At 74.2% G+C, this 16035-nt stretch carries 10 protein-coding genes; 4 read left to right on the plus strand and 6 right to left on the minus strand.

Annotation, left to right across the window (positions count from 1 at the left end; all coding sequences use genetic code 11):
* Window positions 1-12 precede the first annotated feature (12 nt).
* The 3 genes from B4U46_RS29995 (at window position 13) to B4U46_RS36795 (ending at window position 6875) form a co-directional block, all read left to right on the plus strand.
* Window positions 13-3036, plus strand: coding sequence for an alpha-mannosidase (locus B4U46_RS29995; protein WP_079430756.1), 3024 nt, complete (start codon window positions 13-15; stop codon window positions 3034-3036).
* 184 nt (window positions 3037-3220) lie between these two features.
* Complete coding sequence (locus B4U46_RS30000) at window positions 3221-5236, plus strand: NADPH-dependent 2,4-dienoyl-CoA reductase (RefSeq protein WP_079430757.1); 2016 nt, start codon at window positions 3221-3223, stop codon at window positions 5234-5236.
* A gap of 55 nt (window positions 5237-5291) precedes the next feature.
* Window positions 5292-6875 (plus strand): MFS transporter, encoded by a 1584-nt coding sequence (locus B4U46_RS36795; RefSeq protein ID WP_159402133.1) that lies wholly within the window; start codon window positions 5292-5294, stop codon window positions 6873-6875.
* Between the two features lie 21 nt (window positions 6876-6896).
* On the opposite strand, the gene B4U46_RS30010 is transcribed toward B4U46_RS36795, so the two are convergent.
* From B4U46_RS30010 to B4U46_RS38405, 5 genes are all read right to left on the minus strand, one after another.
* Window positions 6897-8462, minus strand: a complete 1566-nt coding sequence (locus B4U46_RS30010) for an alpha/beta hydrolase (protein WP_079432082.1) — start codon at window positions 8460-8462, stop codon at window positions 6897-6899.
* A 161-nt stretch (window positions 8463-8623) separates the two neighbouring features.
* Window positions 8624-9076, minus strand: a complete 453-nt coding sequence (locus B4U46_RS30015; RefSeq protein WP_079430758.1) for a hypothetical protein — start codon at window positions 9074-9076, stop codon at window positions 8624-8626.
* A gap of 92 nt (window positions 9077-9168) precedes the next feature.
* Window positions 9169-10218 carry an SCO0930 family lipoprotein gene (locus B4U46_RS30020; RefSeq protein WP_237293171.1) on the minus strand — a complete coding sequence of 350 codons (1050 nt, stop codon included), beginning with the start codon at window positions 10216-10218 and terminating at the stop codon, window positions 9169-9171.
* A 149-nt stretch (window positions 10219-10367) separates the two neighbouring features.
* Window positions 10368-11831 carry an NADH-quinone oxidoreductase subunit NuoF family protein gene (locus B4U46_RS30025; RefSeq protein WP_107438348.1) on the minus strand — a complete coding sequence of 488 codons (1464 nt, stop codon included), beginning with the start codon at window positions 11829-11831 and terminating at the stop codon, window positions 10368-10370.
* Window positions 11828-12844 (minus strand): hypothetical protein, encoded by a 1017-nt coding sequence (locus tag B4U46_RS38405; protein WP_185117146.1) that lies wholly within the window; start codon window positions 12842-12844, stop codon window positions 11828-11830. Before B4U46_RS38405 ends, B4U46_RS30025 begins: the two co-directional genes overlap by 4 nt.
* 513 nt (window positions 12845-13357) lie before the next feature.
* Between B4U46_RS38405 and B4U46_RS30035 the strand changes: the two genes are divergently transcribed.
* Entirely contained in the window at window positions 13358-14587 is a 1230-nt protein-coding gene (locus B4U46_RS30035) for a PucR family transcriptional regulator (protein ID WP_398907944.1), read from the plus strand.
* 82 nt (window positions 14588-14669) lie between these two features.
* Here B4U46_RS30035 and B4U46_RS30040 read toward each other — a convergent pair whose 3' ends face one another.
* Entirely contained in the window at window positions 14670-16034 is a 1365-nt protein-coding gene (locus tag B4U46_RS30040) for a DUF1996 domain-containing protein (protein ID WP_079430762.1), read from the minus strand.
* Window position 16035 lies beyond the last annotated feature (1 nt).

Raw genomic sequence — 16035 nt, forward strand, 5'->3', positions numbered from 1 at the left:
GGAGCCGCCGTCATGCACGACGACCGCAGCATCACCGAGCAACGCCTCCGCCGGGTCCTGGGCGAACGCATCAGGCCCGCCGTCCGCTCCCGTCCCCTCGCGCTCACCGTCGAACGCTGGGACGCCCCCGGGGAGCCCGTCCCCGTCGCCGAGGCACTGGCCGCCCGTTACGAGCCGTGCGCCCCCGGCGACGCCTGGGGGCCGGCCTGGGGCACCACCTGGTTCCGGGTCACCGGCACCGTCCCCGCCGACTGGGCGGGGCGCACGGTCGAGGCCGTCCTCGACCTCGGCTTCGACCGGATGATGCCCGGGTTCCAGTGCGAGGGCCTGGTCCACCGGGCCGACGGCTCCGAGGTCAAGGCCCTCAACCCGTACAACGACTGGGTGCGGGTCGCCGACCGGGCGGCCGGCGGGGAGCGGATCGAGTGGTACGTCGAGGCCGCCGCCAACCCCGTCCTGGTCGAACACCGCCCTACCACCGAGGGGGACCGGCTCACCAGCGGCGACCGGCCCCTGTACCGGCTCGCCCGGATGGACCTGGCCCTCTTCGAGACGGAGGTCTGGGAACTCGTCCAGGACCTCGACGTCCTCGAAGGGCTGATGGGCCAGCTCGCCGAGGACGACGCCCGCCGCCACACGGTGCTGCGCGCCGTCGCCTCCGCCCTCGACGAGATCGACCTCGACGACGTCCCCGGCACGGCCGCCGCCGCCCGCGCCCGGCTCGCCGGGGTGCTCGCCGCCCCCGCCCACGCCACCGCGCACCGCATCAGCGCCGTCGGGCACGCCCACATCGACTCGGCCTGGCTGTGGCCGCTGCGCGAGACGGTCCGCAAGGTGTCCAGGACCGCCTCCAACATGGTCGCCCTGATGGACGAGCACCCCGAGTTCGTCTTCGCCATGTCCCAGGCGCAGCAGCTCGACTGGATCAAGACCCATCGGCCCGAGCTCTTCGAACGGGTCAAGAAGAAGATCGCGGACGGGCAGTTCGTCCCCGTCGGCGGCATGTGGGTGGAGTCGGACACCAACATGGTCGGCGGCGAGGCCATGGTCCGCCAGTTCCTCTACGGCAAGAGGTTCTTCCTGGAGGAGTTCGGCATCGACACCAAGGGGGTCTGGCTGCCCGACTCCTTCGGCTACACCGCCGCGCTGCCGCAGATCGTCCGGCTGGCCGGCAACCAGTGGTTCCTCACCCAGAAGATCTGCTGGTCCCAGACCAACCGGTTCCCCCACCACACCTTCTGGTGGGAGGGCATCGACGGCTCCCGCGTCTTCACCCACTTCCCGCCCGTCGACACCTACAACAGCGACCTCGGCGGCGCCCAGCTGGCGCACGCCGCCCGCAACTACCGTGAGAAGGGCCGTGGTTCGCGCTCGCTGGTGCCCTTCGGCTGGGGCGACGGCGGCGGCGGCCCCACCCGCGAGCAGCTGGCCCGGGCCCGCCGCCAGCGGGACCTCGAAGGCTCCCCGCGCGTGGAGATCGAGCGCCCGGACGCCTTCTTCGACAAGGCCCGCGCCGAGTACGCGGACGCCCCCGTCTGGGCCGGCGAGCTCTACCTGGAACTGCACCGCGGCACCTACACCTCCCAGGCCGGCACCAAGCAGGGCAACCGCCGGGGCGAGTCCCTGCTGCGGGAGGCCGAGCTGTGGGCGGCGACGGCCGCCGTGCGGGTCCCCGGGTTCGCCTACCCGTACGAGGACCTGGAACGGCTCTGGAAGACCGTCCTGCTCCACCAGTTCCACGACATCCTCCCCGGCTCCTCCATCGCCTGGGTGCACCGGGAGGCCCGTGAGACCTACGCCCGCGTGGCGCGGGAGCTGAGCGCCCTCACCCTGGCCGCGCAGACCGCCCTCGCCGGCGAGGGCACGCGGGAGCTCGTCTTCAACTGCGCCCCGCACACCCGCCGCGGGATCCCGGCCGGCGGCGCGGGCCTCCCCGCCCCGGCCCCGCAGCCCGCCACCGTGGAGGAGCGGCACGGCGGCGGCCACGTCCTGGCCAACGGGCGGCTGCTGGTGGAGGTCGACGGCCGCGGCCTGATCGTCTCCGCGTACGACCTGGAACACGGCCGGGAAGCCCTTGCCCCGGGCGCCGCCGCCAACCTGCTCCAGATCCACCCGGACTTCCCGAACATGTGGGACGCCTGGGACGTCGAGGCCTTCTACCGCAACAAGGTCACCGACCTCGACATGCTCGACGCCCTGGAGGTCACCGAGCACGGCCCCGGCGCCTGCACCGTCACCGCCACCCGCTCCTTCGGCTCCTCCACCGTCACCCAGACGATCACCCTGCGCGCCGGGGCCAAGACCGTGGACCTGGTCACCGAAGTGGACTGGCACGAGACGGAGAAGTTCCTCAAGGCCGCCTTCCCCCTGGACGTGAAGGCCGAACGGACCTCCTCCGAGACCCAGTTCGGCCACGTCCAGCGCGCCACGCACACCAACACCTCCTGGGAGGCCGCCCGGTTCGAGATCTGCGCCCACCGCTGGATCCACGCGGAGGAGCCCGGCTGGGGCACGGCCCTGCTCAACGACTCCACCTACGGCCACGACGTCACCCGCGACGTCCGCCCCGACGGCGGCCAGACCACCACCGTCCGCCTCTCCCTGCTGCGCGCGCCGCGCTACCCCGACCCGGAGACCGACCAGGGCCGCCACACCCTGCGCTTCGCCCTCGCGCCGGGCGCGGACATCGGGGACGCGGTCCGCGAGGGCCACGCCCTCAACCTGCCCGAGCGGGTCCTGCGCGGCGCGGGCCCGGTCGCACCGCTGCTGTCCGTCGACAACGACGCGGTGGTGGTGGAGGCGGTCAAGCTCGCCGAGGACCGCGGCGGCGACGTGATCGTCCGGCTCTACGAATCCCGGGGCGGCCGCGCCCGGGCCATCCTCACCCCGGGCTTCCCCGTCGGCGCGGCGACCGAGACCGACCTCCTGGAGCGCCCCCTGCCACCCACGGCCGTCGGAGCTCCCACCCCGTCGGGGGCGGTCCCGCTGAACCTGCGCCCGCTCCAGATCGTCACGGTCCGCCTCCGCCCCGCCTGACGGCCCGCGGCCGGGGCCGGGCCCGGCCCCGGCCCGCCGCCCTCCCTCCAGCCGGCCCTCCGGGCGCCGGCCGGAGGGGAGGGCGGGCCGTGAGAGTCGCCACAGCTGTTTTGCACCTAGTTGCAAAACCGTCTCCCGCTCCCTTACAACAGGGTCAGGACACCGCGCGAGGAGACACACACCCATGAGCCCGTACCCGCACCTGCTGAGCCCCCTGGACCTCGGCTTCACCACCCTGCCGAACCGCGTGATCATGGGCTCCATGCACACCGGCCTGGAGGAGCACCAGGGCGGCTTCGAGCGGCTCGCCGCCTTCTACGCCGAGCGCGCCAAGGGCGGCGCCGGGCTGATCGTCACCGGCGGCATCGCCCCCAACGACGCCGGGCGCCCCTTCGAGGGCGGCTCCCGCCTCACCACCGAGGAGGAGGCCGCCGAGCACCGCGTGATCACCGACGCGGTGCACGCCGAGGGCGGGAAGATCGCGATGCAGATCCTCCACTTCGGCCGCTACGCCTACCACAAGGACCTCGTCGCCCCCAGCGCGGTCCAGGCCCCCATCAGCCCCTTCGTCCCCAACGAGCTCAGCGACGCCGAGGTCGAGCGCACCGTCGAGGACTTCGTCCGCGCCGCCCGCCTCGCCAAGCTCGCCGGCTACGACGGCGTCGAGATCATGGGCTCCGAGGGCTACCTGATCAACGAGTTCATCGCCGCCGCCACCAACCGGCGCACCGACCGCTGGGGCGGCGCCTACGAGAACCGCGTGCGCTTCCCGCTGGAGATCGTCCGCCGCACCCGCGCCGCCGTCGGCGAGGACTTCATCCTGATCTACCGCCTGTCCATGCTGGACCTGGTCCCCGGCGGCTCGACCCTCGACGAGGTCGTCCACCTCGCCAAGGAGATCGAGGCCGCGGGCGCGACCATCATCAACACCGGCATCGGCTGGCACGAGGCCCGCATCCCCACCATCGCCACCTCCGTCCCGCGCGGCGCCTACACCTGGGTCACGCAGAAGCTGATGGGCGCGGTCTCGGTCCCGCTCGTCACCAGCAACCGCATCAACACCCCCGAGAAGGCCGAGGAGATCCTCGCCGACGGCCGCGCCGACCTGGTCTCCCTCGCCCGGCCCTTCCTCGCGGACGCCGAGTTCGTCGCCAAGGCCGCCGCCGGCCGGCCGGAGACCGTCAACACCTGCATCGGGTGCAACCAGGCCTGCCTCGACCACACCTTCAGCGGCAAGATCACCAGCTGCCTGGTCAACCCGCGTGCCTGCCACGAGACCGAGCTCGTCCTGTCCCCGACCCGGACGAAGAAGACGGTCGCCGTCGTCGGCGCCGGCCCCGCCGGACTCGCCTGCGCCGTCTCCGCCGCCGAACGCGGCCACGCCGTCACCCTCTTCGAGGCCTCCGGCCACATCGGCGGCCAGCTCGACATCGCCCGCCGCATCCCCGGCAAGGAGGAGTTCGAGGAGACCATCCGCTACTTCGGCACCCAGCTGGAGGCCCGCGGCGTCGACGTCCGCCTGAACACCCCCGCCGACGTCGCCGCCCTGCGCGGCTACGACGAGGTCGTCGTCGCCACCGGCGTCACCCCCCGCACCCCCGCCATCGAGGGCGTGGACCGCGAGAACGTCGTCAGCTACCTCGACGTGCTGCGCGACGGCGCCCCCGTCGGCGAGCGCGTCGCCGTCGTCGGCGCCGGCGGCATCGGCTTCGACGTCGCCGAGTTCCTGACCGACAGCGGCGAGGGCGCCTCCCAGGACCCCGCCGTCTACTTCCGGCACTGGGGCGTCGACACCGCCTACGCCGGCCCCGGCGGCCTCACCGCCCCCGAGCGTCCCGCCACCCCGCGCCGGGTCACCCTGCTGCAGCGCAAGACCACCAAGGTCGGCGCCGGCCTCGGCACCACCACCGGCTGGATCCACCGCGCCGAGCTCAAGCACCGCGGGGTCGTCTCCGTCGCCGGCGCCACCTACGAACGGATCGACGACGAGGGCCTGCACATCACCGTCGACGGCGAGCCGCGCCTGGTCCCCGCCGACACGGTCGTCCTGTGCACCGGCCAGGAACCGCGCCGCGACCTGTACGAGGCGCTGCGCGCCGAGGGCATCGCGGCGCACCTGATAGGCGGCGCCGACGTGGCCGCCGAACTCGACGCCAAGCGCGCCATCCGCCAGGGCACCGAGCTGGCCGCGGCCCTCTGATCCCGTCGGCGCAAAGGGAGTTGTGGCGGCCCGGCCGGGCCGCCACAATCTCCGGGTGACGCTGACACCCGCAGACGCCGACAAGATCCTCGCCGACCACTTCGCCCCCTGGGTGCTCGCCCTCGGCCTCACCGTCGAGGAGACCGGGGAGCGGCACGCCGTCCTGCGGCTGCCCTGGTCCGACTCCCTGGCCCGCGACGGCGGCGGCCTGTCCGGCCAGGCCCTGATGGCCGCCGCCGACACCGCCACCGTCATCGCGGTCTCCGCAGCGCGCGGGGCCTACGGCCCGATGACCACCGTCCAGCAGGCTGACGGGGTGCCGGCCCCCGCCTCGCTCTGGCGCAACCGCGACTTCACCGTCTTCTGGCTCGGCCAGGCCCTGTCCGTCCTCGGCGGCTCGCTCTCGCTGGTGGCGCTGCCCATGCTGGTCCTCGCCGCCACCGGGTCCCTCGTCCAGATGGGCCTGATCACCGTCGTCACCGGGGTGAGCGGGATCCTCACCGGGCTCTTCGCCGGCCATGTGGCCGACCGCTGCGACCGCCGCCGCCTGATGGTCGCCTGCGACCTGCTGCGGGCCGTCCTGCTCGGCGCGGTGCCCCTGCTCTGGCTGACGGCCGGGCCGCTGATGTGGCCCTTGTACGTGCTGACCGCGCTGGTCACCGCCCTCAAGACGGTGTTCGACGTGGCGTACGTGAGCGCCGTCCCCCAGCTGGTGGGCGCCGGGGAGCTCACCGCCGCCAACTCCCGGCTCATGGGCACCTTCGCCCTCGGAACGCTGGCAGGCCCGGTCGTCGCGGGGTTCATCACCGCCGGGGCGGGTGGTGAATGGGCCCTGGGGATCGACGGGGCGACCTTCCTGGTCTCGGCGGTGAGCCTGCGCTGGGTGACCTTCGGACGCCACGCGCCGCCCGCCGGCGAGACCGCGGCACGGGCGGCCGCCGCCCCGGCCGGAGGGCTGCGCGAGGTCTTCACCGTGGGCTTCCGCTTCCTGTGGGGGCACGTGCTGCTGCGCCCCCTGACCGTTCTGCTCACCCTGCTGACCTTCGTCACCATGGGCGCCACCGACCTGCTGGTCTACCGGGTCCGGGAGGACCTCGGGCGGGACGCCGCCACCCTCGGCTACGTGATCGCCCTGAGCGGGCTCGGCGTCGTCGCCGCGGCCCTGGCGGCCGGGCGGCTGCGGCGGGTCCTCGGGTTCGGGCCGTGCTGGCTGGGTACCGTCGGGCTGATCGCGGTGTCGGTCGCGGGCATCGGCCTCAGCCGCAGCGTGCCCGTGATCGCCGTGCTGGCCGCCGTGTTCATGTTCGGCATGACCCTCGGCGGGATCACCTCGATGACCCTGCGGCAGGAGGTCACCCCGGACGAGCTGCTCGGCCGGGTCACCTCCGCCTTCTGGACGGTGCACAACGCCGCGGGCCCCGTGGGCGCCGCCGTCCTGACGGGACTGGGCGCCCGGTACGGGGTTCCGGCGGTCAGCGTCGCGGGCGGCGTGCTGTGCCTGCTGATCCTCGGGGCGGGACTGGCCACCCCGCTGCGGGGCGCCCGCCGCGGGCCCGCGCCGCGGGGGCAGGCGGCGGATGCGCGGATCCCGGGCGGCCGCCGGGGCCGGCGGGCCGGGAAGACGGCGCCGGGGGCGTGACGGGCGCCCCCGGCGGCGGGCTCAGAACCGCTGGGGTCCGGCCGGGAAGGGCAGCGGCGACTGACCCGGCGCGGCCTCGCGCCGCTGGGCCGGGGCCGGGACGGTCGTGCAGGTCACGTCGCGGCCGGGCAGCCGGCCGGTGGCCAGATAGGTGTTCACCGGGCCGTTCACACAGGAGCCGGGCTCGGACAGGTACACCGTGTGCCCCTCACCGCCCAGGGCCGTGACCATCCGCGAACCCCGCAGGACGGCGTGCATCCCCTGCCCGCTGACGAGCGGGGTCTGCGAGTCCCACTCGTTCTGCACGAGCAGCACGTCCGCCGGGATCCGCATCGGCGTGGCCGGCTCGGCCGGCCGCTGCCAGAACGCGCACGGCTTGATGTTCGAGGCCATGTCTCCGTACAGCGGGTAACGGGCCTTGTCCCGCTCCGCGTCACGCCGGTACTGCTCCGGGTCGCGCGGCCAGGAGTCGGTGTCCCCGCACAGCACCGAGAAGGCCACGGCCATGCCGTTGTCCGAGGCGGGCTCGGCCGCGCCCCGCAGGGTCCCGCGCAGCTCCTCCGGCACGGCCACGCCACGGGGCGGCGGCGTGCCCTCGGCCGCCGCCTTGAGGGCGCCGACGAACGGGGCCGCCTGGGCGGGGGAGAAGAACAGGGGCCGGGCCCTGCGGATGTCGTCCCCGGTGAGCTTCCGGCCCTCGAGCTCGATCGGGTCGCGGTCCGCCCGCGCCACCAGGCTCCAGAAGGCGGTCGACACCGCCTCGGGGGTGGCCCCGAGGTGGTACTCGGCGTCGCGCTCCGCCGTCCACCGCGTCCAGCGCGCGAACGCCGGCTCGGCCTCCGTGGCCCACACCTGGATCATGCCGCGCCAGATCCGCTGCGGGTCGATCGAGCTGTCCAGGACGAAACGGTCGGTCCGGGACGGGAACAGCTGGGTGTACACCGCGCCGAGGTAGGTGCCGTACGAGTAGCCCAGGTACGAGATCTTCCGTTCGCCCAGGGCCACGCGGATCGCGTCCATGTCACGGGCCGTGTTGCGCGTGGTGATGTACGGGAGCACCGCACCGGCCTTCTCCCGGCACTTGTCCGCGACCGTGCGCGCCCAGGCCACGTCCGCGGCGAAGGTCTCGGGCCGGTAGGCCCGCTGGAACTGCTGCTCCGCGTCGGTCAGTCCGCAGCTGACCGGGCTGCTCGCGCCGACACCGCGCGGGTCGAAGCCGATCAGGTCGTACTTCTCGCGGACCTCGGCGGGCAGCGCCCCGTCCGCCATCAGCGGCAGGTCGAGCCCCGGTCCGCCCGGTCCGCCGGGGTTCATCAGCAGGACGCCGCGTCGCTTGGCGGGGTCCTGGCTCTTCATCCGGGATATCGCGAGGTCGAGGGTGCGCCCCCGCGGCTGCCGGTAGTCGAGCGGCACCTTGAGCGTGGCACATTCGTACGCGGCCGGCTGCTCGGCGGCGCACCGGTGCCAGGCGGGCTTGGGCGGGGCGTACTCCTGGGCGGGGTCGGCCGCGGCCTGAGTGGCCGTCAGGAGGGGCAGGGAGGTGGCCAGTAGCCCGGCGGCGGCGAGCAGGGGGGCGAAGCGTTTCATCTGCGGCACGGAAGGCCGTTCCTTTCGGAGAGGGGCGGTCCCATTCCCTGCCCACCTTGGAGTACCGGGCGGCGGGGCGAATCATCCCTCATGACGGCTCTCGTCCTCCTCGCGGACGAGGTGATTTCGGACAACGAGCCACATTCCCTTAGGGGTTGGGCTCAGTGGCCGGTGTGTGCGGCGCCGTTCTCCACCCTTCCGCCGAATCGCTCGCGCAGCTCTGCCAGGGCGTCCTCGGTCGGGGCGGTGACCACCCAGCGGTCACCGACGAGATAGACGCCGCCGTAGGGTTCGGCCTCGGCCAGCCAGGAGCGCAGGCCCTGCGCGGCGGCGAAGGTGGTCATGCGGTAGGCGCCCTGCCCGGTCTCGCAGGAGCCCTGGCGCAACTCATCGGCCTGGATGCCCAGTTCGGCGGTGCAGCCGAGGGCGGAGGCGAGCTGTTCGACCGTCGCCGCGGCGGCGGGGGCGGTGCTCGCCGCATGGGCGGCGTGGGCCGCGTGCGCGGACCCCGGGCGGGCCGGCGCGGTGGCGCAGGCACCGGCCGCCAGCGCGGCGCACAGGACGGCGCCCAGCGCGCACGCGCGGCGGATCCGGCGCTTGTCGGACGGGGGCATGGCAACCTCACGGGCTGGTCGGGGAAGGGCCGTGGTGCCCGGCGGGGAGGGGGGCCGGGCACCACGGGGTCTGGGGGTGGGGGCGGGGCGGCCTAGCCGGCGGCCTTCGCCTTCTTGCCCTTGTCGGTGACGGCGAACCAGAGGCCCTGCTTGCCCTGCCCGTTGACGTCGCCCGGCTGCTTGTCACCGGTGAAGGTGTAGACGGGCCAGCAGTCGATCGTCAGCTGCTCCGAGCCGTCCGGCCGTTTCACCGAGCCGACCAGTTCCGAGGGAATTCCGGAGACCTCCGTCTTGTCCACCGGTTTGGCCGGCTTCCAGGTGTCCAGGCAGGCATCGAGGCAGCCGAATTTCATCGGCCAGGCGCTGTCCTTGTCGAAGCGGTAGAGGGTCCAGCCCTCCGCGTTCTGCAGGATTCCGCCCAGTTGTGCGTTCTGCCGGACCGAGAGCGAGACCTTCTTCCCGTCCGCCGGGGAATTCGCCCCGGCCCCCATGTTCATTCCCATTCCCATTCCCGATGCCATTCCCGAGCCCGAGCCGGAGCCGGAGCCCGTTCCCGCGCCGGCGGCCTTGGCTGCGGCGGCCGGCTTCCCGTCGGGGCCCACGGCGTGCCAGGTGCCGCCGACGCCCTCGCCGAGCGCGTCCCCGGCCTTGGTGTCCTTCGCGTAGCGGTACACCGGCCAGCCGCCGAGCGTCAGCTGCTTCGTCCCGTCGGCCCGGGTGACCGAACCCAGCATCGCGGCGTCGACACCCGCCCCGGCCTGTGCGTCGTCCGCCAGGACCACCGGCCAGGCCTGGGCGCAGTCGCCCTCGCAGTTGGACTTCGGGGGCTTGGCGGTGTCCTTGTCGAACCGGTAGAGGGTGAAGCCCTCCCCGTCGGTGACCGCCGAGCCCACCCCCGCCACCTCCTGCGCCTTCAGCTGCCCGGCCGGACCGCTCTTCGCGCCCCCGCCCGCCGGGGCGTCGCCCGAACCGGATCCGTAGCCCGACCCGTAGAGGTCGAGCTGCTTGCTGTCGCCCACCGGCTTCACCGAATCCTGCTTCGCGGCGGAATTCCCGCCGGAACCGCACCCGGCCGTCAGCAGAAGTACCGCGACCGCCGCCGACCCGGCGAATATCTCACGGCGCATTGTCCTGGTCTTCACGATCTCTCCTCGAGGTTCTGGTCCGATCCCGCGGGCTCACTGCCTTCGCCCATTGATACGGGGCCCGGGCCGGTCGGAGCCGTATTCCCCGGGAATTTGTCAGATCGCGACAGGAATGAACTCGGGTACCCGTCGGGGCCGTGCGCGGCTCATTCCCGGAAGCGCAGCGCGAGCGCCGGACAACGCCGCACCGCGCGCAGTGCCTTGGGCCGCAGCCGCGCCGGGACCGGCATGGAGGCCTGGGCCGGGTAGCCGTCCGCGTCCAGCCGCACGACGTCGGGCAGGACGTCCACGCACAGCCCGTGCCCCTTGCACAGCGTCCAGTCCACGACCAGCCGCTCCGCGCCCCCGGCCGGCTCCTCGTCCGGCGGCAGGGGCAGCGCCCCGGTCACCGGGCGGCCGCAGCCGCTGCCGAGGGCGTGGTCGCGGAACTCCTCGGGGAACGAGGCGAGCGCCGAGGCCACGAAGTACGAGGTGCCGTCCGGATGGCTGCACGCACCCCGGCGCCGGACCCCTCTCAGCCGGGCCTCCACCGCCTCCAGCGCGGCGCGGCCCCCGCCCCGTACGGCGTCCTCCAGGACGTCGGCCAGCGCGGGCAGCCCCCGTACGCAGGGCCCGCACTGGCCCGCGGACTCCTTGGCCATCCAGCGCGTCACCGCCGCCACCTCCCCGGCCGGGCAGGTCTCCTCCGGCAGCGGCAGCACCGCCCCGGCGCCCAGCACCGCGCCGAAGGCGGACAGGGACTGCCGTGACAGGTCGGCGGAGCGGGCCGCCCCGGGATCCAGCCAGCGGCCGTGGTAGCCGCCGACCAGCACCCCTTGGCCGACGCCGCTCCCGCACAGGTCCAGGACGTACGCCAGGGAGGTCCCGGACGGGGTCTCCACGACCGTGGACCCGGCGACGGTCAGCAGGACCGTCCCCGGCTCGGAGGGCAGGCCGACCGAGCGGTAGGCCGGGGCCCCGAGCCGGGCGGCCACGGCGAGCTGCGCGTAGGTCTCGGTGTTCGACAGCAGGGTCGGAACCCCGCCCAGGCCCCGTTCGCTGGTCCGCACCCGCTGCCCGGACGGCAGCGCCGGCCCGCCGTTGAGCCCGTTGACGAGGGCGGTGCCCTCGCCGGTGACGAAGCGTTCGGGCAGCCGGGCCACGCGCACCCGCCGCCCGCCGGGGCCGCGTTCGTCGACGGCGTCCCGTACGGAACGCTCCACGTCCGCCCGGGTGACGGCCACGACCACCTCCTCGGCGGACACGGCGGCCGCGGCCAGCAGGGCTCCGTCCAGCACCAGGTGCGGGGCGTGCAGCAGCAGCGCCGTGTCCTTGAGGCAACTCGGCTCGCCCTCGCTGCCGTTGACCACGACGGCGGTGGAGGACTGCTTCTCCCGGGCCGAACGCATGACGGCCTGGAGCTTGCGGGCGAAGGGGAACCCCGCGCCGCCGCGGCCCCGCAGGCCGATGTCCGAGGCCAGGTCGGTGAGTTCGTCGGGGCGGAGCCGGGGGAGGGGGCCGTGCGCCGCCAGATGGGCCTCGCGGTCGAGCCACCCGGTGCGGTCCAGCCCGGTCAGCAGCCGGGGGGCTCCCACGCAGCCGAGCCCCGGGCGTTCCGCCGGGCCGCTCACAGCCACCCCTCGCGGTCGGCGGACCGCCCGCCGCCCCCGCCGCCGCCCGGGCCCGCCGGGGCCGTGGCGGCGGCCGCGTACGGCTGGGCCCCCGGCCCGGGCGGCGGCCCGGCCGGGCGGGCGGCGGCGGACGTACCGGCGGCGGTGCGCTGCCCGGGGACCGAGGGCATCCCGGTGAGGGGGACGTCCTGCACGAAACCGGGCCGCCCGCGCGAGGGCCGGGAGCCCTGCGGGGGGGCGGGGGCGGGGCCGGGCTGCGGGGCTGCGGCGGGCCGCGGGGGTGCGCCGAGTCTCCTGGAGCGCAGGCGCAGCACGATGACAGCGGCGACCCCGGCCAGGCACAGGGCGTACGAGGCCGTCACCCAGGGGTCCGCGGCGCGGCCGGCCTTCAGCCCGTGCACGAGGGAAGCCCCCCACGCCGGGTAGGCGCCGATGTGCAGCGCCCGCCACCACACGGAGCGGTTCTTGACCGCGAACACACTACGCACGGCTCCGGAGACCGCGACGGCGACGAAGAGATATCCGGCCAGGGTCCCGAGGCCGATCAGGACGGGCCGGTCCGCGTCGGCGAACGGCAGGAACGCGCCCGCCGCGGTGGTGTGCCCCTGGGCCACCTTGACCCAGACGTGCAGGGCCAGGAATCCCAGTCCGGCCACGGCCAGCCCGCGGTGCACGCCCTGGGCCAGCAGCCGGTGCCCGGAGCCGAGAACGGCCCGGTCGGTGGCGGCCAGGCCCCACAGGACGGTGGCGGTGAGGCTGACGAGCGAGAGCACGCCCACGCCGAAGTCGAGGAACTCCCACAGGCGGGACAGGGCGCCCGCGCGGACCGCCACGAGGAGCGAGACGAGTGCGGCACCGGCGCCGCAGAGCGCGCTCGGGCGCAGCCGGCCGGAGGCGGGCAGGAGCGGGGGCCGCCGGACGGCCCGCCGTCCCGCGGCCGGAGCCGCCGCCGCGTGGCGGCTCCTGCGTCGCGACCGGTGGGAGCGGGGTATGTGCGGCTGGGGCAGGGGCATCCAGTTCTCCTGTGCACCGGGGCTCCGAGCACAGTCCACCTGGCGCTCGGCACCCGGGATCGTGGTGGTGGCGGCCGGCAGCGCTGTGGAATTCCCGCGCCGGCCGAAGGGGCTCGGGGCCGGAGTGCAGCAGCATCGTGGAGCTGCGCAGCATCTCCACAGGATTTATCGAAACGTGATAATTTCTCGCACCGCGTCTCCGGCGCATCGAACAACGCCGGAAGATTCCCCTCCAGTGGAGGTCGTGACAGGCCGCCGCGTCGCGCGCCATCCATGCGTCCCCGGGGGCAAAAACAAGGCAAACCCGCAGGGCGCAAAAGTGGCCGGATCCCTCCAGAAGGGCGCGTGGGGGCTGCAACTCTCTTGACAGGCAGGGTCGTTGGCGAGGCAGACAACCCTGACGGGCTTGTCGCTCCTCCACCGGACAGGCCTCACCCCGGCAAGAACGAGGAAACGATGTGCGAACTTCTGAACCGCATCTGGTCCCGCCCGCGAGGAGAGTGGACGCGTGTCGTGCGCAGGGAACTCCCCGCACTGGCCGCGGAGATAGTGGAGGAGCTTCTGCAGGGAATTCCCGGATTCTCCACACTTGTCGACGGTAATGACGCCATCGGCGACGAACTGATCCGGCAGCGGGTGGAAGAGGCCCTCCTCACCGCCCTCGGCTACCGCGACGAACCGGCCCGCGACGAACCGGCCCGCGACGAACCGGCCCGCGACGAACCGGCCCGCGACGAACCCGCCCGGGACGAACCGGCCCGGGACGAACCGGCCCGCGACGAGACCGCCCACGACCCGGCCGGGGACGACGCCGGACACGAGGTCCGGCACGACGGCCGCCGGGAGGACCCCCGCGGGGGCGCCCCCGAAACGGTGCGCGGGGCCGGCCACGACCACGGCAACGGCCATGGCCACGGGATCCGGCACGAGACCCCCACCGCCGCTCCCGACCGGCTGCGCCAGGAACTCTTCAAGGCCCTCACCGACGACCGGGCCGCCTCCCAGGACTCCCTCGACGACCTCGCCCGGGCGGCCGGCTGGCCGCTGCCCGCCGCCGTCCGGGCCATCGCGCTCGCCACCCCCGGCGAGGCCCAGCAACTGGCGGCCGTCCTCGACGACGCCCTCGCCGGCATGTTCGCCGGCCGCCCCTGCCTGCTGCTCCCGAGCCCCGACGCCGACGCCCGCGCGGCCCTCGAACCCCCGCTGCGCGGCCGGGTCGCCGCCGTCGGACACGCCGTACCCCTGCGCGACACCGCCTCCTCCCTGCGCTGGGCCCTGCGCCTGCTCACCCTCACCCCCGCCCGCGGCGGCCTCGACGCCCGGGCCGTCTTCGTGGACGACCACCTCTCCACCCTGCTGCTCCTCCAGGACGAGCCCCTGGCCCACGCCCTGGCCGCCCGCTGGCTGCGCCCGCTGGCCGACCTCACCCCGCGCCAGAGCGAACGCCTGGAGGTGACCCTGCTCGCCTGGCTGGAGGGCGGCGGCGCCCCCGAGGCCGCCAAGGCCCTCAACGTGCACCCGCAGACCGTCCGTTACCGGATGCGACAGCTGGAGAAGCTCTTCGGCCCCGGACTGCGCGACCCCCGCACCCGCTTCGAACTGGAGATGGCCCTGCGCAGCCGCCGCCTGATGGCGCAGGTGCGCCGCCAGCACTCCCGGGTGGCCCGCCGCGCCGCCCGCGTGGTCGGCGCCGAGTTCCCGCCCCTGGTCGTCGGACGGATGGCCCGCGTCAACGGCCTGTGACCGCGGGCCGCACGGCCCGCGCCAAGCGGCCGGCCCGGAGCCGAGGGGGCTCCGGGCCGGCCGCACACGCGTTCCGGGCGGGTCAGCGGCAGGACCGCCCGCCGTTGATGCAGCCCACCGCCCGGGCCATCAGACCGTCCGACATCACGTTGATGAAGTCGCCGTGGTCGGTCACCGGCTTGTGCAGCTGCTCGGGGAAGCTGTCCACCGCGAACCGCGCCCCGGGCGCCACCCCGTACGTGACCCGCTCCACCAGCTGCGGGATGGCGGTGAAGCCCTTCTTGCAGCGCCCGCTCCGGTCGGGGAAGTCCACGTGCGTCCGGTGGTTGGCACTGTCGGTGTTGCGGCCGTCCCAGCAGCTCTGGAAGGTGAAGGTGCGCACCACGTCACTGCCCTTGGGGCAGAGCGGGTACTTGTCCTTCAGCTGCCGGTCCTCGAAGCCGGTGCAGCTCCAGGAGGCGTTGGCATTGGCGGTGCCGTTGCTGAAGGCCTTCGCGTCGCCCGTGATGATCCGCAGGAACCGGGGCATAGCCTTCACCGGGCCGGCCGGGCTGCCCTTGAAGCTGATGCTCGCCTGCTTGGGCCGCAGGATCGTCCCCACGTTGGCGTCCTGCCCGCCGCCCGGGGCCTTCGCGTCGCGCTCGGCCCTGCCGTCGCGCAGCCGCAGCACCGGCCAGTAGTAGGTGGACTGGTCGCCGTTGGCGCAGGTGGTACCCGAAGCGGCCAGGCTGTTGTTGGTGGAGAAGGCACTGGTCGTCTTGTTGCCCACGTAGTCGTGCATGTGGTGCGCACCGTTGGAGACGCCCGGCGCGACGATCACGTTGTCCGGGTTGAAGTGCCCGTTCTCGTTGCGCCCGCACTCCGAGGTGAAGGTGCCCTTCGAGGCGGCGGCCGAGGGCGACGGGGCCTTCGCGTTGGGCCGGACCCTGGTGATGTCCACGAAGTCGCTCTTCGCCGGACCGGCCTTCTGCCCGATGCTCCGGGCCCCGTCGGCGGCCGCGTCGTCCTGCGCCGGAGCCTCCTTCATCGAGCACCCGCTCAGCGCTCCCAGCCCCTCCGGGCGGCTTCCCGAGCGGCCTATCGCGTCGGACATCCGGGAGATGGCCGTCCCGCGCTGGTCGCGCAGCCGGCCCAGCAGCGCGTCCTGCTGCGCCTTGCCCTTGACCTGTCCCCCGGCGAGCTGCCGGTAGGCGTCGGCCACCTGGACGTCCAGCCGGGCCAGGTTCTCGTCCACCTCCGCCCTGGCGCCGTCGGGGACGGCCGTGAGCTTGTCACCCACGTCCGGGCAGTCGATCGTGGCCGTCACCTGTCCGGTGCGGGAGGCGTCCTGGCCGGCGTTCGCGTTCCCGGCGACGATCGCCACCCCGCCGCCGCCCAGCACCAGGGCGCTGACCACGGCCAGGAGCTTCTTCGACAACCGGGGGCGCCTGTGGCCCTGTTGACTCATG

The sequence above is a fragment of the Streptomyces katrae genome, assembly GCF_002028425.1.
In the GTDB taxonomy this organism is placed as follows: Bacteria; Actinomycetota; Actinomycetes; order Streptomycetales; family Streptomycetaceae; genus Streptomyces; species Streptomyces katrae_A.